The sequence below is a fragment of the Actinoplanes sichuanensis genome, from assembly GCF_033097365.1.
Taxonomy (GTDB): domain Bacteria; phylum Actinomycetota; class Actinomycetes; order Mycobacteriales; family Micromonosporaceae; genus Actinoplanes; species Actinoplanes sichuanensis.
Genome location: NZ_AP028461.1, coordinates 9,877,250 through 9,902,300 on the forward strand (window position 1 = coordinate 9,877,250; position 25,051 = coordinate 9,902,300).

The window sequence follows — 25,051 nt, forward strand, 5'->3', positions numbered from 1 at the left end:
TGAGTGCCCGTGGTCGATATTTTCCTGATCGTGGTCATGGTGCTGTTCGCGATCAGCGGATATCGCCAGGGCTTCGTCATCGGCGCGCTGTCGCTCGGTGGCTTCTTCAGCGGTGTGCTCATCGGTCTGCAGCTCGGTCCGCTGCTGGCCCGCCAGTTCGAGAACGGCACGGTGCGGCTGGTCGTCGCACTCGGTGTCATCCTCGTTCTCGCGGTCCTCGGCCAGACCTTGGCCGGCTGGCTCGGCACCAACCTGCGGCAGGTGATCCAGAGCAAGCCGGTGCAGTACCTCGATGACGCCGGCGGCGCACTCGTGTCAGTGGTCGCGGTCCTCTTCGCGGCCTGGCTGGTCGCCGTCCCGTTCGGCTCGACGCCGTTCCCGGCGATCAATGCGGCGGTTCGGGACAGCGCGATCCTCGGCGGGGTCACCGAGCTCGTGCCGGAGGAGGTGCGGGCCCTCTCCTCCGGGCTGCGCGACACCCTCGACACCAACGGCTTCCCGGACGTCTTCGGCGGCCTCGCCCGGACCCAGGCCCGCGAGGTGGCCGCCCCCGACCCGGCCCTGGCCGGTTCCAAGGTGGTCAAGGACTCGAAGAACTCGGTCCTCAAGATCCTCGGCTCGGCACCGAGCTGTTCCCGTCGCATCGAGGGCACCGGTTTCGTCTACGCCACCGAGCGCGTGATGACAAACGCGCACGTGGTCGCCGGCACCCGCGAGGTGGTGGTGGAGAGCGACGGCCGCCAGATCGAGGGCAAGGTCGTCGTCTACGACCCGAAGCGCGATCTGGCCGTCCTCTACGTTCCGGGTCTCAAGGCCCCGGTGATGAACTTCACCCGCAAGGAGGCGGCGACCGGCGCCAGCGCCATCGTGCTGGGCTATCCGCAGGACGGGCCGTACAACGCGCAGTCCGCCCGGATCCGCGACGTCGGCGACATCACCGGCCCGGACATCTACGAGTCGGGCGATGTCACCCGCGACATCTACACGATCAAGTCGCTGGTTCGCAGCGGCAACTCGGGCGGCCCGCTGATCGACCCGAACGGCGACGTGCTGGGCGTCATCTTCGCGGCGGCGGCCGACGACAAGAACGTCGGCTTCGCCCTGACGGCCGAAGAGGCGTCCCCGGTAGCCCAGAACGGCCGGGCCAACACGCGCGAGGTCCGAACCGGCGAATGCGCCTGAGGCAATAACCGACAAAACTCCAATATTGTACGGCTACACCTTCCACAACCGCCCCCACACCTACCGCGGTAACGCCCGAATCGTCCCCGCCCCCAGCTGCGGCGGCGCCTGGGTGACCCGGTTCCGCCCCGCCGTGTCGCTCGCGGCAACGCCCTGGTCGGCCGATCACCGCCCGCACCGCTCGGCCCGCGTTTGCGGTGCCGGGCTGTGGTTGTGGCGCCCGGTTGCGGTGTCGGGCCGTGGTTGTGGGGTCAGCCGGTGGTGGCGGCGAAACGGCGGATCGTGATCGCGGCGGCGACCGCGGACAGCAGGAACAGAATGATCGCTATCCAGCGGGCGGTAGGTGAATCGGCCGGCTCGGGTTCGGCCGGGGCGGCCCACCCGCCGACGTTGCCGCCCGGTACCGCCGGGGCGGCGCCGGACGGCTCGGTGCTCTGCTGCGGCGCCGACTGAGCCTGCCCGGATGCCGGTGCACTGCCGAACCGCGCGACCCCCGGTGGCGGTGTGTTGTCGAGCGGATTGCCGGTCACGAACGGCACGTCGGCGGTCAACGCCTGGACCGGGTCGACGAGTCCGAAGCCGAACTCCGGATCCCGGCCGGGTGCGCCCCGGTCCGAGGCGGTCCGGATGATCCGGTTGACCACCTCGGGTGCTGACATGTCCGGCCACCGGGACCTGATCAGCGCCGCCGTCGCGGCCACCATCGGCGCCGCGAAACTCGTGCCCTGCACCCGCCAGTAGCCGTCCGGACGGGCCCCGACCAGGTCGGTCGCGGGCGCTGTCACCACGGTCTCCTTACCTCGGATGGAGCCGGTCCAGAGCCCTTCGCCGTCACGTTCGGTGCCGCCGACCGCGATCACACCGGGTTCGCGAGCCGGATACCACACCCCGTAGTTGGAGGTCTTCGTCGTGCTCGTGCCGGTCGCGTTGCCGGTGCACGCGACCACCACGACGTCCTTGGCGAACGCGTAGTCGATGGCCGCCGCGAGGGTCGGGCTGGAGCCGCTGCCGCCGAGCGACATGTTGATCACCTTGGCGCCGTTGTCGACCGCCCAGCGCACACCTTTGGCCACGATCAGCGCATCGTCGTAGCGGTTGTCCTCGTCGAGCACCCGTACCGGAAGAATCTTGGCTTTGGGGGCGATACCGACGACACCGGCCTGATCGTCGTTGCGGCCCGCGATGATCGCCGAGACTGTGGTGCCGTGACCGACCGGATCGCTCTCGCCGGAGTCGGTCTTGCGGTCGACCAGGTCGATGCCGGGCAGCACCTGACCCTCCAGGTCGACGTGGTGGGCGTCGACACCCGAGTCGATGACCGCGACCGTGACGCCGACGCCGTCCGAGTAGGTCCACGCGTCGGTGAGGCGCAACGCGTCCAGCTGCCACTGGTCGGCCCGGACGTTGTCACCGTTGAGGATCGGCTCGGCCAGCGGTGGGGCCGCGCTCGCGCCGGCTGGGACGCCGAACACGAGAAGACCGGCCAGTGCGGCCGCCCCGAGTCGCTGTCCGCCGCGGGTCAGTGCCGCGGACCTGCGGAGGGTGCCACCCCACGCGGCCGGTCCGGCCGGGTTTCGATACTCACTGGTCACGGGTCGGCGTCGCCATTCTGAGACGGTCGGTCGTGGCTTCGGTCAATCGCTAGGGGGTCGATCGGGCGCGTCGTCAGTCGATGGAGGGAGATTACTACCTCGTACCGGCGTGTCGCTGTGGTCCGTCCCGCTCAATCGCACCGCCTGTCTGTTCATTCACCTCGATCACGAGAGGGTGACCGTCAGTCTCGGAACGGCGGCACGTGCGCGACCTGGATCAGCCGGGTCCCCTCACGTCGCGTGATGAGGCGCCCACGACCCGGTGGCAGAGGGTACGGCTTGACGTTCCCGATGAGCGTGCCCTCGTCAGGCGACCCGGACATCACCAGGCCCGGTGCCGACAACTCGCGCAGACGCTGGATCACCGGCTCGTAGAGCGCCCGCCCAGCCCCGCCGGACCGCCGGGTCAGCACCAGGTGCAGGCCGATGTCCCGGGCCTGCGGCAGGTACTCCACGAGCGGCGTCAGCGGGTTGGTCGGCCCGGACACCACCAGGTCGTAGTCGTCGACCAGGACGAACAGTTCGGGCCCGGTCCACCAGGAGCGCTCCCGCAGCTCACGGGCGGTGACATCGGGGCCGGGCAGACGACGCTGCATGTAGCCGGCGGCGGACAGGATCAGATCCTGGGTCTGCTGGGCCTGCATGCCGTACCCGATGCGGTGTTCGGATTCCGGCAGGTCCATCAGGCTGCGCCGATAGTCGACCAGGATGATCCGGCACTCCTCCGGCCGGAACCGGCTGGTCAGCGTGGTCGCGATCGACCGCAGGAACGACGTCTTGCCGGACTCGGCGTCACCGAACAGCAGGAAGTGCGGGTCGGACGCGAAGTCGATCTCGACCGGCCGCAGGTCGGCCTCGGCGATGCCGATCGGGATCCGCAGGCCGCTGCCCCGATCCACTTCCAGAGACGTGTACGGCACCGCCGCCGGCAACAGGCGCACGCGCGGAGCGGGCTGCCCCTCCCAGGCCGCCGCGATCGACTTGACCAGCGCCGGGGTGTCGCCGATCGAGCTGACCTCGGGCCGGACCGTGAGCAGGTGCAGGCCCTTGGCCCGGTCGGACGGGTGCGGAATCATGCCGCGGCCGGGCGCCTCGTCGGGGACCGCCTCGGCCGCGCGCCGGCCGATGATCGAGTCCGACGGGTCACCGAGCCGCAGTTCGAGCCGTGAACCGAAGAGATCGCGCATGGCCGGCCGGAAGTCCATCCAGCGGGAGGTCGCGGCCACCAGGTGGATGCCGTAGGACAGACCGCGCGTGGCCAGGTCGGTGAGGACCGGCTCCAGCTCCTCGAACTCCTTGCGGACGGTGCTCCAACCGTCGACCACGATGAACACGTCACCGAACGGATCGTTGCCGCCGCCCGCACGCCGGCTGCGGTAGGCCGCCATCGACTCGACCCCCAGCTCGGCGAACCGGGCCTCCCGCTCGGCGAGCAGGGTCATCATCTCGCCGACGGTACGGCGTACCCCCTCCGCCTCGAGCCGGGCGAACACCCCGCCCACGTGCGGCAGGTCACGGAGCGTCCCGAGACCGCCACCCCCGAAGTCCATGCAGTAGATCTGCACCTCGGCCGGGGTGTGGGTGAGCGCCAGCCCGCACACCAGGGTGCGCAGCGCCGTCGACTTGCCGCTCTGCGTGCCACCGACCACCGCCACGTGCCCGGCCGCACCGGCCAGCTGGAGCCACATGACGTCACGAACCTGCTCGCGCGGTTTGTCGATGACCGCGATCGGCACCTGGAGCCGGTTGTGCAGAGCCGGGTTGGTGAAGGTCAGCCCACGGCCGGGCGTGACACCGACCGGCCCGAGCAACTCGTCGAGGAGCGCGGACTCGTCCAACGGCGGCAGCCACACCTGGTGCGCCGGTGGCCCCTGCCCGATCATCCGCTCGATCATCACGTCGGCCAGTTTCGGCCCGTCGTCGTCGACCGTCTGCACCTGTTTCGGTGCGGCTGTCGGAGCCGCGACGTGCTGCGTGGTCCACGGCAGCACCTGGACACCACCCGAATCGGCACGGCCACCGGACCGGCCGGCCCGCCGCACCGGACCACCCACGTAGGCGGCCTTGAACCGGATCAGCGGCTCGGTGCCGAACTTCATGTAGCCGTTACCGGGGGAGCGGGGCAGCTCGAACGCATCAGGCACACCGAGCACGGCCCGCGACTCCAGGGCGGAGAACGTCCGCAGACCGATCCGGTACGACAGATGCGTGTCCAGACCACGCAGCCGCCCGTCCTCGAGTCGCTGGCTCGCCAGCAGCAGGTGCACGCCGAGCGACCGTCCGAGCCGCCCGATCTGCAGGAAGATGTCGATGAAGTGCGGCCGCTTCTCCAGCATCTCGGTGAACTCGTCACAGACCACGAACAGCGTCGGCAGCGGAGCCAGCGGCGCCCCACCGGCCCGCGCCTTCTCGTAGTCGTACTGTCCCGCGTAGTTGCCCGCCTTGCGGAGCAGCTCCTGCCGCCGGCTCAGCTCACCCTCCAGCGCGTCGGCCATCCGGTCGACCAGCGGCAGCGCGTCTTCCAGGTTGGTGACCAGAGCGGCGGTGTGCGGCAGCCGGTCACAGGCGGCGAACGCGGCGCCGCCCTTGAAGTCGATCAGAACGAAGTTGAGGATCTCCGACGAATGGGTCGCCGCGAGCGCCAGCACCAGGGTGCGCAGCAGCTCCGACTTACCGGAACCGGTCGCGCCGACGAGCAGCCCGTGCGGGCCCATGCCCTCCTGCGCCGACTCCTTCAGGTCCAGCTCGACCGGCATGCCGTCGTCGCTGACACCGATCGGCACCCGCAGTCGGTCCCGGTGCAGGCGGACCGGCCAGCCCCGGCTCACCGAGAAGTTCTCCGGGTCGGGGATGCCCAGCAGCTCGGGCAGGCCGGTCTCGGTCGCGGCCGGGGTGTTGCCACCGGCATCCGGCGCGGTCGCCAGGCGCAGCGGCGCCAGCCGCCGGGCCACCGCCTCGGCCTCGTCGACGGTCAGCCCGTCGGCCCGGCCCGCCTCGCTCTCCTGATCCATCGTCCAGGTGCCGAGGATCCCATCGGTACGGACTTCGAGCACCAGCGACGACCGGTCCAGCAGCCGAGGTGGCATGGTGTCCAGGTCGAGCACGGTCAGACCGTCCAGCGCGTCGTCCAGCCGGGTGGTGGCCGGCTCCGCGCCGTCGACCACGACCAGCACGTGCGGGGTGCTCCCGCCGCCGCCACCGGGGTGGAACCGCGGCCGTGACCCGATCACCTGCTCCAGAATCCCGGCCAGGCTCGGCTCGTCACCCGCCACCAACCGGATCGGGCCCAGCGCGTCGGTGAGCGTCGGATGCTGGGCGTGCGGCAGCCACTTCACCCACTCCCAGTACGGCCGGGCGTCCCGACCCGCGCAGACCGCGATCACCAGGTCCTCCGGGGCGTGGAAGACGGCGAGCTGGGTCAGGACCGCCCGGACCAGTGCCCGCGGCCCCTCAGCGCCCGGTGCGTCACCACGGACATACACCCGGGCGAAACCGCGCAAGGACATCGCGACAGGCAGGTCGGGCACCACCGAATACGCGTCGAGGAACCGGCGCAGCGCACCGGCGGTCATCGGCTCCAGCTCGTCCAGCGGCCTGGTCACCGGCGGGACCAATGGCGTCGCCAGCGTCTGCGGGCCCAGACCCACCCGTACCACTCCGAAATCGGGGTCGCCGGGACGGCGCTCCCAGACCCGGTGGCTGTCGGCGGTCGACCACAGCCGCTCCGGATCCGGATGCCGGTAGAGAAGGCCGAGTCGCTGCATCCGCGCGGTCTCCCGGACCCGTTTGCGCAGCGAGGCGAGATGCCGCAGATATTCCCGGCGGGCGGCCATCATCTCGGCCTTGCGCGGCGCCCCCGAGGCGCCGAACGAGGTCATCATCATGGCCAGCGAGGAAACCCCGAAAAGACCACCGATGACGTACGAGTACGCGCCCCCGCGCCCCTGGCCCATCATCATCGCCATGGCCATCGTGCCGCCCAGCATCGGCAGCGCCATCAGCCACTGCTGCCAGCGCGAACCCGCGGCCTCCGGGATCTCCGGCGGCGGCTCGACGGTCAGCTGCCCCTCCGGGATCTCCGGAGCCGGTCGACGGGCCGCCCGCTTGATCATCACGGTGCCCATCCCGCCCCCTTGAACTCCGGCTCCGGCCGCCCCGCCAGATCTCGGGACTTCACGACCGGCCCACTCTAGGTAAAGTTCCGTCGATCCCGCAGCCTCGTCCCGGGCGATGTGCATAACCTCCGGCCCCGGCTGTGGACGAACGGAAGGACTACCAGGTGAGCGTCGGTCTGGCCCGCGTGACCATCAGCGCGCCGCAACGGCGGGTCGACGTGGCCCTCCCCGAGCAGGTGCCCCTGGCCGAGTTGCTGCCGGAGGTCCTGCGACACGCCGGCGAAGGCCTCGCCGACGAGGGCGAGCGGCACGGCGGATGGGTGCTGCGGCGCGGCGACGGCGTCGCCCTGGCGACCGCGCAAGGTCTACACCCTCAGGGTGTACGGGACGGAGAAGTGCTCCACCTGGTGCCGGCCGGGGAGGAGTGGCCGGAGCTCGAATACGACGACGTGGTCGAGGCCATCGCCGAGGGCGCCCGGCAGCGTGGCGGTGTGTGGACCCCGGCCGCCAGTCGTACGGCCACCCTGGCGGCGGCCGCGGTACCTCTCGGCCTCGGCATCCCGGCCCTGCTCGCGGCCGGCTCCGGCGGCGTGCCGGGGGTGGTCGGGCTCGGCGTTGCGATCCTTCTCACTCTTGTCGGGACGGTTGCCTCCCGGGCGTACGGGGATGCCCGCGCCGGCATCGCACTCGGCGGATACGCGCTGCCCTACGCGTTCGCCGGTGGGGCACTCCTGATCACCTCGTACGGGACCGGTGGTGTGCTCGCCCCGGTGCCCTGGATGGGCGGGCCGGAACTGCTCGCCGGTTCGGTCGCGGTCCTGCTCGTGTCCGCACTCGCCGGGGCCGGAGTGGCGGCCGGTGCGCGGTTCTTCACCGCCGGTGTCACGGTCGGGCTGCTCGGGGCGGTCACCGCGGCCACCGGCCTGTTCACCACGGCCGCCGGTGGGGCCGCGATCCTGATCTCGGCACTGGTCTGCGGGATCGGGATGCTGCCGCTGCTCGCGGTGCGGTTCGGGCGGACGCCACTGCCGCCGATCGCCCTGCCCCCGGGCACCGAGTCGGTCACTGACGAGACGCCCCGGGCCGGCGCCGACACGGTTCGTAAGCTGCCTGAGCGCGGGGCGGTTTTCGCTTCGGTGGCCCGTACCGATGAGCTCCTGGCCGGCATGCTCCTCGGCCACGCCGTGCTGGCCGTCGGCGCCTTCGCCGTGCTCGCCACCGCCGGGACGCTCGCGTCCCGTGCGTTGATCGCGGTCAGTTCGCTCGCGCTGCTGCTTCGTTCGCGCCTTTTCGTCACCCGCCGGCACCGGGTGCCGGTGCTCGCCGCGGGCCTCGCCGGAGGCGCCGCCCTCGGCGTCGACCTGCTCACCGGGGCGGGCGACGCCCTACCCGTGGTGATCGCCGGGGCCGTCCTGGTCGCGCTGGTCACCGTCGTGGCCGGAGCGCGGTACGCGGATCGGCCGCCGTCGCCCTACCTGGGCCGGGCCGCCGACATCGTGGATGCCCTGATCGTCGTCTCGGTCATCCCGGTCGCGTGCGCGGTGACCGGTCTCTACAGCGCCGTCTCCGGCCTGACCTGAGCCCGTTCCCGCTTTCCTGCTTCCGCTTTCCTGCTTCCGCTTTCCTGCTTCCGCTTTCCTGCTTCCGCTCTTCTGCTTCCCGATTCCCGGTCGAATACGACCGCACCTGCGAGGCCCAGGGCCCCGCAGGTGCGGTCGTCAGCGGTTCGCGGGAGCTTGCGGTCAGTGCTCGCCGTGCTCGCCCTCGGCCTGGGCGGCTTCCTCACGCTTGAAGGAGGCACGGATCTCGGCCTCGGCCTCGATCCGGCCGACCCAGGTCGCGCCCTCGACCGACTTGCCCGGCTCCAGGTCCTTGTAGACCTGGAAGAAGTGCTGGATCTCCAGGCGGTCGAACTCGCCCAGGTGGTGGATGTCGCGCAGGTGCTCCTGGCGCGGGTCCTCGAACGGCACGCAGATGACCTTGTCGTCGCGGCCCTTCTCGTCGGTCATCCGGTACATCCCGATCGCGCGGGCGCGGACCAGACAGCCGGGGAAGGTCGGCTCCTGGATCAGCACCAGAGCGTCCAGCGGGTCGCCATCCTGCCCGAGGGTGCCCTCGATGTAGCCGTAGTCCGCGGGATACTGTGTCGCGGTGAAGAGGGTCCGGTCCAGCCGGATACGTCCGGTCTTGTGGTCCACCTCGTACTTGTTGCGCTGCCCCTTGGGGATCTCAACCAAGACGTCGAAATCCATTATTCGCTCCCCTTTTGCTTGCCCGCTTGAATAGACCGGTGGTCCGCCGGGCGGGGAAGCGGGGCATGGAAGCAGGGCCCGCAGGATCCGCGCGCAACGGTGTGCCGGATGTCGCTAGTCTCCCCTAAGTCTGACGCCACGGGCGAGGAGGGGCGTGTGACGAGGCAAGATTCACATGACGGTCCGGAGGGACACGGCGTGTCGGGTTCGCAACCGGCACCCGAAGAGGCTAGGCGAACGACCGATTCGTCACCCTCAACCTCGACATTGCCTGACAATTCGGGCATCGTGGATGAGTCGCGCCCGGATGTGACCCTGTCGCCCGGTGGGGTGGCCGTCCCTCCGTCGACGGGCGACGGGCGACAACCCTTCCCGTGGCAGCAGGACGACCCTGTCCCGGCGGTCCCACCATCCACCCCTGCATCCGCCGCCACACCCACGCCCGTTGTTGCTGCCGGTGCTGCCGGTGCTGCCGGTGCTGCCGGTGCTGCCGGTGCTGCCGTGTCTGCCGACACCGACGCACCCACTGGCGCTTCCACGTCTGCGCCCGCCGGTGCCGTCGCGTCTGCTGATGCTGCCGTTTCCGCTGGCAAGGCCGCGAATTCTCCTGCACAAAAGCCTATATCGGTTCAAATGGTCGACGCATCGATGATGGCGGCGGGTCGGTCGGCTCCTCAGGCTCCGCAAGTGGAGCCCGGTCCGGCCGTTGTGGCGGTGCCGGCGGCCTCTGGATCCTCTTCCACATCGGCATCGGCACCCGTGTCTGGTACGGCACCTGTGTCGGGATCGGCGGTCGGGCCGCTACAGGCAACCGGGTATGCGCCGAGGGTGATTCCCGAGCAGCGGTCTCCCGCGCGTGGAAGCGCCTCGGTCCAAGACCTCGGGATTCCAGTCTCGGCATCTGGTCAGACACCGGCAGGTTCGCCGGGTTCGCCGGGTTCGCCGGGGTCGGCAGGTTCGCTGGGCTCGGCAGTCTCGCCGGGTTCGGCAGGTTCGTCGACGGGATCGGCGGCGTCCGCGGCCGGCAGCGCATCCTTCGCGCCGCCGGTGGCCGGGGCCGGGCACTATCCGGCGAGTGGGCCGGGTCCGGTCGGGAACTGGCCCGGCGCGCGTCCGGGGCAGGGCACCGCAGGTGGAGCCTGGGCCGCGGGGCTGCCCGGACCGGTCGGTGCGGCCGCTTCCAGCCCGGGCTCGAGCGGATCCGGTGAGCAGGGTGGAAGCAGTGTTCCGAACCGTCCCGAGAATCTTGGCCAGAGCACCCCGCCAAACCGTTCCGCCGTGTCCGGCGCAGACTCGGGTCGGCCCGCTGAACCCGGCGCGGGTGCGGTTCCGGGCCGTCCGACAGACCTGAGCAACCAGGTCCCCGCTTCCCGGCCGACCACGCAGCCGACCGACCAGAGCGCTACGCCGAACCGGATCGCCGAGCAAAGCGCCCAGCCCGCAGATCCGGGCAAATCGGCGCCTCCGAGCGGCGAGGGCGTTCCGGCGGCCAAGTCGCCCGAGGGTGCTGCGCCGAGCGAAGCGGCCAAGGGCGCAGCGTCGAGCGAAGCTGCGACGGGTGCGCCGCCGGGCCAGGCGGCCAAGGGCGCTGCGGCAACTCAGTCGCGCAAGGAAGCTGTGCCCGGCCAGCCCGTTGAGAATGCCGCAACGGCGGAGACAGCCGAGAGTGCTGCGCCGAGCGGGCCGTCCAAGCGTGTTGCGTCAGGTCAGACGGCTACGCAGCCTGTCGAAGGTGCCGCACCGGGCCAGGCCCCCAAGAGCGCTGCGGCAGTTCAGACGCCCAAGGACGTCTCGGGCCAGCCGGTTGAGGACACCGCGACGACTGCGGAAGCCAAGGATGCTGTGGCAGGCCGTGGTGCTGACGGCGGTGCCTCAAGTCAGGCGACGCAGAGCGCCGAAGGTGTCGCGACGGTCCCGGTCGCTAAGGGCGCTGAAGGTGTGGCGACGGTCCCGGCCGCTAAGGGCGCCGCGCCGGGCGAAGCGGCGCCGGCTACTCGAATAGGTGGGGCGGGACAGGAGACCAAGGGGGCCGCGTCGGGTCCGGCCGCCAAGGGGAGCGCGTCGGGCTCGGCCGTCAAGGGCGCTCCGGCGGGGCAAGCCGCGGTGCCTGGTGCTGGTTCGGGTCGTGCTTCGGTCCAGGGTGGGGGGCAGGCCGCTGAACGGCAGCAACCGGTTGCCGGCCAGCGACCTGCCGTTGAGCAGGGCAAGGCGATCGACCCGGATCAGACCGCGACCATCGACCGGTCCGCTGCCCAAGGCCGGACGGCAAGCCCGACTTCAGCGGATCCGGACCGGACGGCGAGTCTTCGGCAGCCGGAACCGCAGCGTCCGGTGGATCCGGACCGGACGGCGAGCCTTCAGCTGCCGGAACCGCAGCGTCCGGTGGATCCGGACCGAACCGCGAGCCTTCCGCGTCCGGCGGGTCTGAAGCGTCCGGCGAGTCTGCAGGAACCGGCGGGTCTGAAGCGTCCGGCTAGTCCGCAGGAACCGGCGGATCTGAAGCGTCCGGCCGGTCCGCAGGAATCTGTGGACCCGGAACGGACTCACAGTCTCCAGCGTCCGGTGAATCCAGCGCAGCCTGTCGATATGGATCGCACCGTCAGTCTCCAGCGACCGGTCGACCCGGACCGCACCATCAACCTCGGATCGGCCGGGACCGCGGCTCAGCGTGCCGGACAGCCGGATACCGGTACAGCGGGCACGAATGCCGCCGGGCCGTCGCCGGCGAAGGGCAGTGCACCGGCCGGTGGTCCGGTGGCCAAGGGTGCGGCGCCGGTCAGCGCTCCACCGTCGAAGGGATCCGCGCAGGTCACCGGGCCGACCACGGCAAGAGCGGCGGCCCCTGGCCGTGCGGCGGTGGCGGGCAGTGCGGCGGCCGGCGGTGCTGGTTCGGCGGCGAAGGCGGCGGCGAAGGCGGCTGTGCCCGGCGTCGGGCCGGTGGGGGCGGTTGAGGCCGGGCGATATGGGCGGGCGTCGGTGGCTCCGAGTACCGCCCGGGCGAGTGTGCCCCTCGCTCCGCCGCCGGCCGCACCCGGTGACGAGGTGGCTCCGGCCGAGGTGAAAACGGGGCGCGGGTCCCGTACCAAATTGGTCGTCGGGGTTTTGGTCTTGGCGGTCTTGGCCGCCGCGGTCGGCATCGTCGTTCGGCCCGGGCCGGTCGACGGCTGGCTCGACGCACTGACCGGAGAGCCCGCCCGGACGACACCCGCACCGGCCCCGACCACGCCCGAACCGACGCCGACACCGGTCCTGGTGGCGGCCGAGGCGGACGGCTCGGTGCCGGACGTGGCCGCGGTCAAGGTGGCCCTAGACCCGCTGGTGAACGCGAAAGCACTCGGCCCCACCGTGCATATCCAGGTACTCGATGTGGCGAGCGACACAATTCTTTACGAGCGCAACCCGACGAAGGCGACCACGCCCGCCTCGACCACGAAGGTGCTGACCGCGGCGTCCGTGCTGGCCGCGCGGGGGGCCGCCTATCGGCTGGAGACCCGGGTCGTGGCCGGGAGCGCCCCGGGTGAGGTGGTGATCGTCGGCGGTGGTGACGCGACGCTGGCCGTCTTCGAGGACGACAAGGACCTGTTCCCGGGCGCCGCACGGCTGGACGACCTGGCCGCGCAGGTGAAGAAGGCGCTCGGCGGCGTCAAACCGACCCGGGTCCTGGTGGACACCACCCTGTTCGAGGGGCCGGAGACGGCGCCGGGCTGGGACACCTGGGACGTCTCCCCTGGTGGCCAGGTGGCCCGGATCCAGTCGCTGATGACGAACGCGGGCCGGATCGAGCCGGTGCACAACGAGTTCGGCGGGGATCCGCGGTTCGCCGATCCGGCGCTGTCGGCGGGCAAGCTGTTCGCCAAGATGATCGCCGCCCCGCAGGGGTCGGTGAAGCGTGGCACGGCCCCGGCCGACGCGTCGCCGCCGGTGGAAGCGGGCGGAACCTGGACGCCCGGCGCCGAGTTGGGCCGGGTGCAGTCGCCGCCGCTGGTGCAGGTGGTCGACTGGATGCTGCAGCAGAGCGACAACGTGCTGGCCGAGGTGCTGGGCCGGCAGGTGGCGCTGGCGGCCGGCAAGGAGGCGAGTTTCGCTGGTGCGGCCGAGGCGATGGCCGAGAAGCTGGCTGAGCTGGGACTTCCCGCCGACCAGGCGAAGCTGTACGACGCGAGCGGCCTCTCCAACCGCAACGGCATCACCCCGGAACTGCTGGTGGAGACTCTGGAGCTGGCCGCCGAAGGTTCGCAGCCGGCGCTCGGCAACATCTTCAACGGCCTGCCGGTGGCCGGCTGGTCCGGAACCCTGGAGACGCGGTTCGCCACACCCAGCGACAATGCCACGGCGCAGGGTGTCGTACGGGCCAAGACCGGCTCCCTGAGCGGCGTGAACACGCTGGCCGGAGTGCTGGTGACCAGGGATCGGCGGGTGCTCGCCTTCGCGATAATGGCCAAGGGCGGCCCGGATGCCACCGCGGCCCGGGCGGCGATCGACAGGGTGGCGGCCAGATTGGTGGACTGCGGCTGCTGAGTCCGCGCTGATCCGGGGTTTCACCTGAGTGCGGTCTGGAACCGCGCGGGTACGGTGGGCTGCATGGCGCAGTTCGTTGACTGGGATCTGGCCGCCGCAACCGCTGGCGCGCTGTCCAAATCCGGGCCCGCGGTCTCCTTCGAGGAGGCCACTCAGGTGGTGTCCGAGCTGCGGGCGCTGACCGACGAGGCGGCGGTGCACGTTGCGGCGTACACCGGATTGACCTCGCAGACCGAGGTCCCGCCGGTCCGGGTGGTGGACCGCAAGGATTGGGCGAAAGTGAACATCGCCGGCCTCCAGCGGGTGATCGGCCCGCTGGTGACCAGGCTGTCCGGTGACAAGGAGCCGAGCCCGCTGGTCGACGCGATCGGTTCGCGGGTGACCGGTGTGCAGGCCGGGACGGTGCTGGCGTACCTGTCCGGCCGGGTCCTCGGGCAATATGAGGTGTTCTCCGGCGACCCGGGTCAGCTGCTGCTGAACGCGCCGAACATCGTCGAGGTCGAGCGCAAGATCGACGCCGATCCCCGTGACTTCCGGCTCTGGGTCTGCCTGCACGAGGTGACCCACCGCACCCAGTTCACCGCGGTCCCGTGGATGCGCGGCTACTTCCTCGGCGAGGTGCAGGCGTTCGTCGACGCCTCGCAGGGCGGCGAGCACGTGCTGGAGCGACTGCGCCGCGGCGTGGCGACACTCTCCGAGGCGCTGCGTGACGAGGAGAGCCGGGTGTCCGTACTGGACATCGTGCAGACCCCGGCGCAGCGTGCCGTACTGGACCGGCTGACTGCTCTGATGACGCTGCTGGAGGGGCACGCCGAGTTCGTCATGGACGGGGTCGGCCCTGAGGTGATCCCGTCGGTCGAGTCGATCCGGGCCAAGTTCAACCGGCGTCGCGAGAGCGGCAACCCCTTGGAGAAGGCACTGCGCCGGGTGCTCGGCATCGAGGTGAAGATGCGGCAGTACGCGGAGGGCCGCAAGTTCGTCCACGGTGTGCACGAGCGGGTCGGCATGGCCGGCTTCAACAAGATCTTCGAGTCCCCGCTGACGCTGCCCCGCCTGGAGGAGCTCGGCGACCCGGACGCCTGGGTGGCGAGGGTGCACAGCTGACCATGGCCAGGATCCCGCCGCCGGTGGCGGCAGTGCGCATGGCGGTGCGCCGGGGCCTGGCCGACCTTCCCGGGGATGCCCTGATCCTGGTGGCGTGCTCGGGTGGAGCCGATTCTCTGGCACTCGCTTCGGCGGCCCGGTTCGGTGGCCGTCGGGTCGGCCTGGTCACTGTCGACCACGGCCTGCAGGAGGGTTCGGACCGGCGTGCCCGGTCGGTGGCCGCGTGGGCCCGCGACGCCGGGCTGGACCCGGTGCGGATCGACACCGTCTCGGTGGCCGGCCTGCCCGGCGGTCCGGAGGCGGCCGCCCGCACCGCCCGGTACGAGGCGTTGAGTGCGGCCGCCGCCGAGCTGGGCGCGGCCGCGGTGCTGCTCGGGCACACCCGTGACGACCAGGCCGAGACGGTCCTGCTGGCGATGGCCCGGGGCGCCGGCCCGCGCGGGCTGTCCGGCATGCCGGCCCGGCGTGGGGTCTTCCGCCGGCCGTTGCTCGAGGTGGCCCGGGCGGACACCCGGAAGGCGTGTGCCGCCCTGGGCCTGGCGCCCTGGGAGGACCCGCACAACACCGATCCGGCGTACGCCCGCTCGCGTGTCCGTGCCTCGGCGCTGCCTGCTCTGGTCGACGCGCTCGGCCCGGCCGTGCTGCCCAACCTGGCCCGGACCGCGGCGCTGGTCGCGGCGGACAACGCGGCCCTGGACGAGTTGTCCGCGCAGGCGCTGGAGTCGGCCCGGTCGGCGGCGGGCCTGTCGGTGCCGGTGCTGGCCGCGATGCTGCCGGCGATCCGGGGCCGGGTGCTGCACCGCTGGGCGCGGGAGCTGGGGGCGCCCGGTGGGGCGCTGGCGTACGGTCATGTGGTCTCGCTGGACGCGCTGGTGACCGACTGGCACGGTCAGGGACCGGTGTTTCTGCCCGCTGGAATAGGGGTGGCACGCCGCTCGGAGGACCTCGTCCGGGTGGTTCCGGCCGATATCAGTTGAGGCATCCGGTTCGGATAGTGGCCCCGTTCGCCGAACGGTAACTTCGATACGGCAGGCTTAGGCCCATGGCTGATGGCTCTTGGTACGACACCGACATCGACCACGTGATCATCTCGGAGCAACAGATCCGGGAGAAGATCGACGAACTGGCCAAGCAGGTGTCTGTGGACCACACTGACGCCGACGGCGGCATCCTGCTCGTCTGCGTGCTGAAGGGCGCGGTCATGTTCATGGCCGACTTCGCCCGTGCGCTGGGCAAGCACGGCCCCTCGACCGAGATGGAGTTCATGGCCGTCTCGTCGTACGGCCAGGGGACGACCTCGTCGGGCGTGGTCCGGATCCTGAAGGACCTGGACCGGGACATCGCCGGCCGGCACGTGCTCGTCGTCGAGGACATCGTGGACTCCGGACTGACCCTCTCCTGGCTGATGAAGTACCTGGAGTCGCGCCAGCCGGCCAGCGTCGAGGTGGTGGCGCTGTTCCGTAAGCCGGATGCGGTCAAGGTGCAGGTTCCGGTTCGCTACGTGGGTTTCGACATCCCGAACGAGTTCGTGGTCGGCTACGGCCTGGACTTCGCCGAGCGGTATCGGGAGCTGCCTTATGTGGGTGTTCTCAAGCCCGAGGTGTACGCCCGTAGCTGAACCGCTTTCTCAGCGTGTTCTCAGTAATGGTTCATTATGGGCGTTTTTGCACCTGAACCGCCCTGATTTAACCGGGCGTACGCGTAGTTCGCCCTGCGGGCTCACGGGTTCGTAAACGGCACCTACGGTGTACGGTCGAGTGACCGATGGCGTGGTGTCACGAGCGCCGGAGGGGGCTGGGGCCGGAAACGGCCTCGGCGGCCGCCGGTGGGCGGCGACGTTGAGGTGACCAGGACGGCCGATCAGGAGGGTCCGGGCGCTTGGCGCCCGACAACAGTATGGAACGTACGCGTTTCTTCCGCCGCCCGGTGGTCTGGATCATTCTGGTGATCATCGGCGTACTCGGGCTGAGCATGCTCTTCACCAGTGGTCCGAGCTACCAGAGGGTCGAGACATCGGTCGCGCTTGACCGTTTGAACAGTGGTGGCATCGAGAAGGTCGTCCTGAAGGACAAGGAGCAGACGCTCCAGATCGATCTCGCCAATGCCGAGACGTTCGACGGCAAGTCCACCAAACAAATCGAAGCTCAGTATCCGTATGAGCTCACCGACGAGATCTTCGCGAAAGCCGAGCAGGCGCGGGCCAACAAGTTCGTCTCCGGCCCGGTCGACGCCACGGTCTCCGGTGACAACATTCTGCTCAGCATTCTGATCAACCTGCTGCCGATCGCGATTCTCGTGGTCCTCCTGCTGCTGTTCATGTCGCAGATGCAGGGCGGCGGCTCCCGGGTGCTCAACTTCGGCAAGTCCAAGGCGAAGATGATCACCAAGGACACGCCGAAGACCACGTTCGCCGACGTGGCGGGCGCCGACGAGGCCGTCGAGGAGCTCCAGGAGATCAAGGACTTCCTGCAGAACCCGACGAAGTACCAGGCCCTGGGCGCCAAGATCCCGAAGGGCGTGCTGCTCTTCGGCTCTCCCGGTACCGGTAAGACGCTGCTGGCCCGCGCGGTCGCCGGCGAGGCCGGAGTGCCGTTCTACTCGATCTCCGGCTCCGACTTCGTCGAGATGTTCGTCGGTGTCGGTGCGAGCCGGGTCCGCGACCTCTTCGAGCAGGCCAAGTCGAACGCTCCGGCGATCGTCTTCGTCGACGAGATCGACGCCGTCGGCCGGCACCGTGGTGCCGGTATGGGCGGTGGCCACGACGAGCGTGAGCAGACCCTCAACCAGTTGCTGGTCGAGATGGACGGCTTCGACACCAAGGGCGGCGTGATCCTGATCGCGGCGACCAACCGGCCCGACATCCTCGACCCGGCACTGCTGCGCCCGGGCCGTTTCGACAGGCAGATCCCGGTCGACAACCCGGACATGGAGGGCCGCAAGGCGATCCTGCGGGTGCACGCCAAGGGCAAGCCGTTCACGCCCGACGTCGACCTCGACTCGGTGGCCCGCCGCACTCCCGGTTTCTCCGGTGCCGACCTGGCCAACGTGATCAACGAGGCCGCGCTGCTGACCGCCCGGCACGAGAAGCGGGCGATCTCCAACGACTACCTCGAAGAGGCGATCGACCGGGTCATCGCCGGCCCCGAGCGCCGCACCCGGGCGATGAGCGACAAGGAAAAGAAGATCACCGCGTACCACGAGGGTGGACACGCGCTGGTCGCCTACGCTCTGCCGCACTCCGCCCCGGTGCACAAGGTGACGATCCTGCCGCGTGGCCGCTCGCTCGGTCACACGCTGGTCCTGCCGACCGAGGACAAGTACACGCAGACCCGGGCCGAGATGATCGACACCCTGGCGTACGCGCTGGGTGGCCGGGCCGCCGAGGAGCTCGTCTTCCACGAGCCCACCACCGGCGCCGGCAACGACATCGAGAAGGCGACCAACCTCGCCAAGGCCATGGTCACGCAGTACGGCATGAGCTCCAAGCTGGGCGCCGTCAAGTACGGCACCACCGGCGACGAGCCGTTCATGGGTCGCAGCATGGGTCATGACAAGGCGTACTCGGACGCGGTCGCCGCCGACATCGACGGCGAGGTCCGGGCCCTGATCGAGCTCGCGCACGACGAGGCCTGGGAGATCCTGGTCGAGTACCGTGACGTGCTCGACAACATGGTCCTCGAGCTGATGGAGAAGGAGACCATCACGCAGGAGGACATGAACCGGATCTGTGCCCGGGTGGCCAAGCGCCCGCCGATGTCGCCGTTCAACGGCTTCGGCAAGCGTCTGCCGTCCGAGGCCCCGCCGGTGCTCACCCCGGCCGAGCGCGACAAGCTCAAGGCCCAGGCCGAGGCCGACGGTCAGATCGCGGTCGGGCACAACCCGAATGCGAACGGGTCAGAAAGCAGCAACTGATCAACTTGTCGGACGAACTCGACTATCTCGCCGCCCGTCTGGTCGACGGCAAGCTCTCCGGTACACCGGTCGAGCACGCCGTCGACCTCGGGCGGATCGAGAAAGCGGTCCGGGAGATCCTCATCGCCGTCGGTGAGGACCCGGACCGTGACGGTCTCCAGCGCACTCCGGCCCGGGTCGCCCGCGCCTACGCGGAACTCTTCGCCGGCCTCCGGGTCGACCCGGCCAGCGTCCTCACCACCACGTTCGAGGCCGACCACGAAGAACTCGTCCTGGTCCGCGACATCGAACTGCACAGCATGTGCGAGCACCACCTGCTGCCGTTCAAAGGCGTGGCGCACATCGGCTACATCCCCGGCACCGACGGCCGTATCACCGGCCTGTCGAAACTGGCCCGGCTCGTCGAGGTCTTCGCCCGCCGCCCGCAGGTCCAGGAACGCCTCACCTCGCAGATCGCCGACCTGCTCATGGAGAAGCTCGGCGCCCGGGGCGCGATCGTCGTCCTGGAGTGTGAGCACCTCTGCATGGAGATGCGCGGCATCCGTAAGGCCGGCGCCCGTACCGTGACGAGCGCCGTCCGCGGTGGCTTCCAGACCGACGGCAAGGTCCGCGCCGAAGTGATGGCGCTGATCAACGCCCGCTGAGAGCTCTCTAGATCGTGCTGCGGAACTGGTTTGCCGAGTCGATCGCGGCGTGCGTGAGCTGAACCGCCTCGTCCATCCTGGTCCGGGCCTGCTCCAACTGCGCGATGGCGGCCGCCGCGGCCGGATGGAACGAGCCCACAGCCGTCACCCGCAACCGGGCCAGCGCCTCGTCCAGCTGATCGGACACGACCTTGATCCCGGCGACGGCCCGCTGCGCACCGTCCACCGTCGCCGCCACGCTGACCTTGACCTCTTCGACGTTCGCCACCGCGGCTCCTCTCAGAAAAGTGCTTCGAGACCGGTGCCGGCACAGGTCAGCAGCACCGGCGTCAGACACGTGATCAGGCCCAGCACCGGCGTCCGGTCGACCTCGACCCCGTCACCGCCGTAGACGAAACCGATCGTCGCCCACCCCAACCCGAACGCCAGCAGCGGCATGCTCAGCCCGCACAACAGCGCCGGCGTCGACGGCGACCCGGACGGCGCCACCACGAACAGCAGCACCTGCACCAGCAGCACCGCGGCCGCGAACGGCCCATAGATCACCAGGTTGCGCGCCCGTGGCCGGTGCGGCCCGGCCGGGCCCGGCCCGACGAAGGCATTGTCCGCGGCGTCCGCGGTGGCCCGGGCCGCACGCAGCGCCGCCAGCACGGCCGGCGGCCCACCGGCCACCCGATCCATCGCCTCGGCCTGATCCGCCGGGTGCGGCGTCAGATCATTCTCCGGTACGCGGAAATCGCGTGCCAGCCTCGCTCGTTGCGGGGCCAGCCGGGCCCGTACCGAGGAAAGCTCCTGCCGGGCGGCCGCGACCGTCGCGGCATGCTCGCCGGCCACCGAACTCGCCGCGCGCCGCACCGCGTCCAGCTCCTGGGCGGCGGCCAGATACTCCGCCCACGGGCCCGACGTGGGCGGCCCCGTCTGCACCGGGATCACCCCGTGCTGTTCGGCCTGCTCGGTCACGGCTCGTCACTCTCCGGGTCTACGAACGGGACCACGGTCACCGTGCGGTCGGCATGCCTGTCGTGCAGCAGCGCCCGGTTCGCCCGGGGCTGCCAGTCCACCGGCCGCCCCAACTGCAGCGACACGTCGGACTGCGGCACGTTCAGGAAGAGCAGGCCGGCCACGTCCTCCCGACCCATGCTGCCGCCGGTCTCCTCACTGAACCGGCGCACCCCACGCCACCACGACAGCAGATGCGCGCCACGGCTGGGGCCCTCCCGCAACAGCTGCCGCAGGCCGCTCAGTGTCCCCGGAGGCGCCGCGTCCATCCCGAACACCACCAGATACCCGGGACGGTCGGCGGTGAGCTCAGCGGCCAAACCAGCGGCGTCCACGACCTCGACGTCCTGCCGGTGCCCGACCTCGGCGGCCAGCGCGGCCGCTCGAGCGTCACCCTCGGCCACCAGCGACACGATCACGAACCGGGCCGACCGCGGCGGATGACACGCGGCCACGCTGCGGGCCGCCGCGTCCAGAGCCTCCGCACCGGCCGGCTGCGAACCCAGGATCGCCAGATGCCGACCGGGCGACGAGTCCAGCGGGAAGGTGGCGGTCGACAACGCCACATCGATCACCCGGCCCACCATCGCGGCCGGCCGGGGCATCCGCCCCGCCAGCGCCGCCCGATAGGTCGGGTCGTCGGCCAGATGCTGCTGTGCATATCCCGCGAAGATCTTCGGCGGCTGCGACTCCTGGTCGCGGCCGCCCCACAGCCGGTGCCGCAGGTCGCTGAGCAGCGTCTGGTCGGCGTGCGGGTCGGGAAACCGGACCACCCGCTCGTGACCACGGGTCGCGCCCCGGGGACCACCCAGGCCACCCGCCGTGTTCACCACCGCGCTGCCCATCGGCAGACCCGCCGCCGAATCGTTCGTCGGCTCCAGCACGTCACCGCCACCGGGCAGCGCGATCCGCACCGGGAACTGGCCGAAGATCGAGTCGCGTTTGGCATACAACGCCTCGACACCGAGCACCGTCTGGCTGGCCAGGATCAGATGTATCCCGTAGGACCGGCCCTTGCGGGCCAGCGACTCCAGTAGCGCCACCGCCTCGGCCGCCATCGGGTCGTTGCCGGCCAGCAACACCTGGAACTCGTCGATCACACAGAGGACACGCGGCAGTGGACGCCCGCGGCCCTCCTCGGCGGCGATCGCCCGCAGATCGGCGAAACGCGACACCCCGGCCCGCTTGTACGCCAGCGAGCGCCGCCCCATCTCGGCGTCCAACTCGCGCAGAACGGCCAGACCATACTCCCGGTCGGACTCGACCCCGACCGCCCGCGCGTGCGGCAGCCACGTCCGGTCCCGCTGGGTCGGCACGAACTCGGAGAACGACACGCCCTCCTTGAAATCCAGCAGGTAGAGCGCCAGCTCATCGGGGCTGTACCGGGCACCCAACCCATACAGCACGTTGATCAGGAACGCCGTCTTGCCGGCGCCCGACCGGCCACCGAGCATCCAGTGCGGAGTCAGGTCGTTGAAGCGCAGCACCAGCGGCACGTCACCGTGATGACCCACCACCGTCTCCACACCGGCCGCCGCGTCCTGCGACCACAGCTCCTCAGCCGGCTCCGGGAGCAGGTCGGCCAGCGTCACCCGGGACGCCTCGGCCGAATCGGCGGCCAGCTCCCGGCAGACCGCGTCGATCAGGTGCGGGGGCGGATCCTCATCCAGGAAGACCGGTGCGTTCAGCCACGCCGTCTCCGGCGCCGACCCGAACGAGCCACCGGGCGGGTCGCCGACGATCGCATACGGGTTACGCACCGAGATCGCCGTCGTCCGCGGCAGTGGCGCCTGCGTCGTCTCGGCAGTCAGCGGAGGCGGCGGCCAACCGGCCACCACCAGGTGCAGCCCGGAATCGGGACCCTGCTGGGCCAACGCCGCGATCCGCCGCAGCTCCTCACCCTCGGTCATCTCCGGCAGGCTTGCGATCACCACCAGCAGGACCCGGTCACGCCGGGCCCGGCGCCCCGCCCCGGCCCGCGCCGGGCGCAGCCATTTCTCCGCCTCGGACAGCACATCACGCAGGCCCTGACGATCGGTGGCCGGCGGCGACATCAGACCGGCGTCGGCCAACTCCTCGAACGGATCGAACACCGCGCCGCCACCGACCCCGTCCACCGCGCGCACCAGCAGCGAACCCGCCGGAGCGGTCGCCAACAGGCGCAGCAGCAGCGACCGGAGCAGCCCGAACACCCGCGGATCGGTGGCCGTCGCGTCGATCGTCAGGTGGCCCGTGCCGAGGAGCGGCACCACCGCCGGGAACCGCACGTCATCCAGCGGCTGCGCCAGGCCCACCCGCACGAACTGCGGAATCGCCGTCCCGCCGAGCGGCGCCACCGCCGACAGCGCGTCGAGCGTCGAACCCAGCCAGCCCGGCGCCAGTTGCGCCGCGGCCGCCCGCAACCGGTCGGCGAGACGATGCTGCTCACGCGGGTCGGCGGCGGCCGGCGCGAACGCCTCCAGCGCGACCGCGGCAGCATCCGCTGTCGCCACGGCCTGCCGGTGCAAAGCAGCGGCCTGCCGGACCCGCAGAGTCGAATCCGCCACTGCCGTCACCTCCTGTCCGCGGAATAAAACCTATCCCAGACCCGTCCGGGCACCGCGTTGCGTCCCCGGTGCGACTTTCGTGCCGGACCCGGTCGCATCCGTCCAATCTCGACTCCCGAAGAAACGTTGCGTGCCGGTTTGAACTCGGAGCGTGCAACAGCGGTATTCGCAGGTACCGCAACCGTGCGAGGGAGGCCGAGGTGAACGTCACCCAGGAGTACGACGAGCACGCCCGATCCACCCGGGAGACGGACTACATCGCCTCCTTCGGGGAAGGCGCCGACGGGCTCGTCCGGATCGAACTCGACGGCGCGGGCCGATTGTGGGACGTCGTCCTCGACCCGCAGATCACCGAACTGACCGTCGACGAGCTCCGGACCGCGCTCTTCGACGCGATCACCGGGGCGCAGGCGGTGATGCCCGGCTTCGAGGCGTCCGTCGCGGACGTCAACATCGCGGCCGAACGGCGCTTCGCCGAGATCTCCGAAGTCCTGCACGACCTCTCCCGGCGGGCGGCACGGCGATGAACGTACGCGTGAAGCTCGACCCGCAGGTGGTGGCCGCCGCCGGCAGTGCCCTCGCCGGGATCGCCCAGCGGATGGCCGACGACCTCGCCGGCCTGGAGACCACCGTCGCCGGACCGGACAGCCCGTGGGGCGCCGACGAGAGCGGCAGCATGTTCGCCCTCGCCTATCAGTCGGTACTCGGCCACGCCCTGCAAGCCCTCGGCAGTCACGTCCAGCAGCTCGGCGAGGCCGCCCTCGACCTGCACACCCAGGCCCGAAGCATCGCCGCCGTCGACGATGAGGCCGCCGCGGAACTGACCACCTCCGCCTCCGGGGAGCGGTCATGACCATCGAGCTGCCCGCCGAGCTCACCGAGCCGCTGTCCTGGCTCGGGCTCAGCTGGCCGCAGGCCGACGAGGACCGCCTACACGCCGACGGCCTCGCCTGGATCGAACACGCCACCCGGCTGCGCCGACACGCCGCCGAGGCCGACACCGCCGCCCGCCGGGTCTGGCTGGAGAACGAGGGCGCCTCCGTCGACGCCTTCGAACAGTGGTGGAACGGCGAAGACGGCCCCGGCCGGCACCTCGACGACGCCGCCACCGCCGTCGAGCTCATCGGCGCCGGGCTCATCGCCATGGCCGGCGTCACGGTCGCGCTCAAGACCGCCTACATCGCCCAGCTGACACTGCTCGCCTTCCAGGTCGGCCAGGCGGTCGCCACCGCGGCGGTGTCGGCCGGCGCCACCCTCGCCGAGATCCCGATCTTCGTCGCCGCCAGCCGGATCGCCTGCCGCCAGCTCGTCCACAAGGCGCTACAGGTCGTCGAAGGTGAGATCGCCGACGTGTTCCTGCAGGCGGCGACGCTGCTGCGGACCGCCGGGACCAAGGCCGCCGCCCAGCACGCCGGGCAGCTCGCCAAACACTTCGGCCAGAACTCGGAATTCCATCGGCTGATGCGCGAGGTCGAGCGGGCCGACGTCCGCAGCCCGTTCAACGGCGCCAACTTCTACTCCGGTGCGCTCGACGATGGCACACGCATGCGGGCCTTTGCCGAGAAGTACACCGATGGCATCACCAAGGTGACGCTGGAGCAGACGCCGGGCGGCCGGAGATTCGACGACATGCTCCTCTTCGAGGAGCACTCGCCGATTCGGAAGGAGCAGGCGGGAGGCGTTTGGGAGAGGCTTTCCGAGAGGTACGCCGAGGGCGCGCAGGGCGAGGTGACGGCCTGGTCGCACAACCCGCGGGCGAACAGCATCTGGAACACGGTGGAGAAGCCGGCCTTGGAACAGAATCCGGCAGTGACGAAGATAAGTGTCATCGACCCGGGGGCGTGAATGCCGGATGGAGGCCGCGATGGCTGTTCATGAGATCCAGAGCCAGTCGGCACGTACCGACACCGGTGTGATCCTTCGCAGCGTGGATCGAGAGAACATGCGTGCCGAATATCAGGGCCGTCGCATTCTGCTCGGTGTGGAACGCGGGGTCGGCACCGACGTCGTCTACCTGCCCAAGGTGCCGACCTGGGAGGACGGGGAGCTGATCGCCGCTGCGGACCTAACCGTCATCAAGGACGGGGTGGTCGAGATCCTGCGGCACTGGGGGTCGGACACCGAGTTCTACACGCTGTCGGCATGAGACAGCGCCGACCGGTTGGTGTGGACGAACTAATGTCGTAC

At 70.6% G+C, this 25,051-nt stretch carries 19 protein-coding genes; 13 read left to right on the top strand and 6 right to left on the bottom strand.

The genetic code is table 11. The annotated features are described in order from the left end of the window. The first annotated feature begins 3 nt into the window (after window positions 1-3). Window positions 4-1,182 carry a MarP family serine protease gene (locus Q0Z83_RS45365; protein ID WP_317789737.1) on the top strand — a complete coding sequence of 393 codons (1,179 nt, stop codon included), beginning with the start codon at window positions 4-6 and terminating at the stop codon, window positions 1,180-1,182. A gap of 251 nt (window positions 1,183-1,433) precedes the next feature. On the opposite strand, the gene mycP is transcribed toward Q0Z83_RS45365, so the two are convergent. Beyond that, a complete protein-coding gene (gene mycP, locus Q0Z83_RS45370; protein ID WP_378079112.1) occupies window positions 1,434-2,705 on the bottom strand; it encodes a type VII secretion-associated serine protease mycosin in 1,272 nt (423 codons plus the stop codon). A gap of 251 nt (window positions 2,706-2,956) precedes the next feature. After that, window positions 2,957-6,898, bottom strand: a complete 3,942-nt coding sequence (gene eccCa / locus Q0Z83_RS45375) for a type VII secretion protein EccCa (protein WP_317789738.1) — start codon at window positions 6,896-6,898, stop codon at window positions 2,957-2,959. Between the two features lie 155 nt (window positions 6,899-7,053). On the opposite strand from eccCa, the gene eccD reads away from it, so the two are divergent. Continuing rightward, entirely contained in the window at window positions 7,054-8,469 is a 1,416-nt protein-coding gene (gene eccD, locus Q0Z83_RS45380) for a type VII secretion integral membrane protein EccD (protein WP_317797301.1), read from the top strand. A 162-nt stretch (window positions 8,470-8,631) separates the two neighbouring features. Here the strand turns inward: eccD and Q0Z83_RS45385 are convergent, their stop codons facing one another. Continuing rightward, on the bottom strand, window positions 8,632-9,141 hold the full coding sequence (locus Q0Z83_RS45385) for an inorganic diphosphatase (protein ID WP_317789739.1): 510 nt from the start codon (window positions 9,139-9,141) through the stop codon (window positions 8,632-8,634). A gap of 445 nt (window positions 9,142-9,586) precedes the next feature. On the opposite strand from Q0Z83_RS45385, the gene Q0Z83_RS45390 reads away from it, so the two are divergent. The 7 genes from Q0Z83_RS45390 to folE all read left to right on the top strand — a co-directional run bounded on the left by Q0Z83_RS45390 (window position 9,587) and on the right by folE (window position 19,319). Then, window positions 9,587-9,793: a hypothetical protein gene (locus Q0Z83_RS45390; protein ID WP_317789740.1), complete on the top strand. Its 207-nt coding sequence runs from the start codon at window positions 9,587-9,589 to the stop codon at window positions 9,791-9,793. Window positions 9,794-11,727: 1,934 nt separating this feature from the next. Next, window positions 11,728-13,659: a D-alanyl-D-alanine carboxypeptidase/D-alanyl-D-alanine endopeptidase gene (dacB, locus tag Q0Z83_RS45395; RefSeq protein ID WP_317789741.1), complete on the top strand. Its 1,932-nt coding sequence runs from the start codon at window positions 11,728-11,730 to the stop codon at window positions 13,657-13,659. Between the two features lie 63 nt (window positions 13,660-13,722). Beyond that, window positions 13,723-14,763, top strand: a complete 1,041-nt coding sequence (locus Q0Z83_RS45400) for a zinc-dependent metalloprotease (RefSeq protein WP_317789743.1) — start codon at window positions 13,723-13,725, stop codon at window positions 14,761-14,763. Between the two features lie 2 nt (window positions 14,764-14,765). Further along, a complete protein-coding gene (gene tilS / locus Q0Z83_RS45405; protein WP_317789744.1) occupies window positions 14,766-15,740 on the top strand; it encodes a tRNA lysidine(34) synthetase TilS in 975 nt (324 codons plus the stop codon). Between the two features lie 65 nt (window positions 15,741-15,805). Continuing rightward, on the top strand, window positions 15,806-16,381 hold the full coding sequence (gene hpt, locus Q0Z83_RS45410; protein ID WP_317789745.1) for a hypoxanthine phosphoribosyltransferase: 576 nt from the start codon (window positions 15,806-15,808) through the stop codon (window positions 16,379-16,381). Window positions 16,382-16,659: 278 nt separating this feature from the next. Next, window positions 16,660-18,675: an ATP-dependent zinc metalloprotease FtsH gene (ftsH, locus tag Q0Z83_RS45415; protein ID WP_317789746.1), complete on the top strand. Its 2,016-nt coding sequence runs from the start codon at window positions 16,660-16,662 to the stop codon at window positions 18,673-18,675. A gap of 5 nt (window positions 18,676-18,680) precedes the next feature. Further along, window positions 18,681-19,319, top strand: coding sequence for a GTP cyclohydrolase I FolE (gene folE / locus Q0Z83_RS45420; RefSeq protein ID WP_317789747.1), 639 nt, complete (start codon window positions 18,681-18,683; stop codon window positions 19,317-19,319). A 7-nt stretch (window positions 19,320-19,326) separates the two neighbouring features. On the opposite strand, the gene Q0Z83_RS45425 is transcribed toward folE, so the two are convergent. The 3 genes from Q0Z83_RS45425 to Q0Z83_RS45435 are packed head-to-tail and all read right to left on the bottom strand — an operon-like array spanning window position 19,327 to window position 22,873. Further along, entirely contained in the window at window positions 19,327-19,587 is a 261-nt protein-coding gene (locus Q0Z83_RS45425; RefSeq protein ID WP_317789748.1) for a hypothetical protein, read from the bottom strand. Between the two features lie 11 nt (window positions 19,588-19,598). Continuing rightward, entirely contained in the window at window positions 19,599-20,279 is a 681-nt protein-coding gene (locus Q0Z83_RS45430; protein ID WP_317789750.1) for a hypothetical protein, read from the bottom strand. Further along, window positions 20,276-22,873: an FtsK/SpoIIIE domain-containing protein gene (locus Q0Z83_RS45435; RefSeq protein ID WP_317789752.1), complete on the bottom strand. Its 2,598-nt coding sequence runs from the start codon at window positions 22,871-22,873 to the stop codon at window positions 20,276-20,278. The genes Q0Z83_RS45430 and Q0Z83_RS45435 overlap by 4 nt, the downstream gene beginning before the upstream one ends. 191 nt (window positions 22,874-23,064) lie before the next feature. Between Q0Z83_RS45435 and Q0Z83_RS45440 the strand changes: the two genes are divergently transcribed. The 4 genes from Q0Z83_RS45440 to Q0Z83_RS45455 are packed head-to-tail and all read left to right on the top strand — an operon-like array spanning window position 23,065 to window position 25,010. Then, a complete protein-coding gene (locus Q0Z83_RS45440; RefSeq protein WP_317789754.1) occupies window positions 23,065-23,391 on the top strand; it encodes a hypothetical protein in 327 nt (108 codons plus the stop codon). After that, window positions 23,388-23,717, top strand: a complete 330-nt coding sequence (locus Q0Z83_RS45445) for a hypothetical protein (protein ID WP_317789755.1) — start codon at window positions 23,388-23,390, stop codon at window positions 23,715-23,717. Before Q0Z83_RS45440 ends, Q0Z83_RS45445 begins: the two co-directional genes overlap by 4 nt. Next, window positions 23,714-24,709, top strand: a complete 996-nt coding sequence (locus Q0Z83_RS45450; RefSeq protein ID WP_317789756.1) for a WXG100-like domain-containing protein — start codon at window positions 23,714-23,716, stop codon at window positions 24,707-24,709. The genes Q0Z83_RS45445 and Q0Z83_RS45450 overlap by 4 nt, the downstream gene beginning before the upstream one ends. A 19-nt stretch (window positions 24,710-24,728) precedes the next feature. Continuing rightward, window positions 24,729-25,010, top strand: coding sequence for a hypothetical protein (locus tag Q0Z83_RS45455; protein ID WP_317789757.1), 282 nt, complete (start codon window positions 24,729-24,731; stop codon window positions 25,008-25,010). The last annotated feature ends 41 nt before the right edge of the window (window positions 25,011-25,051 follow it).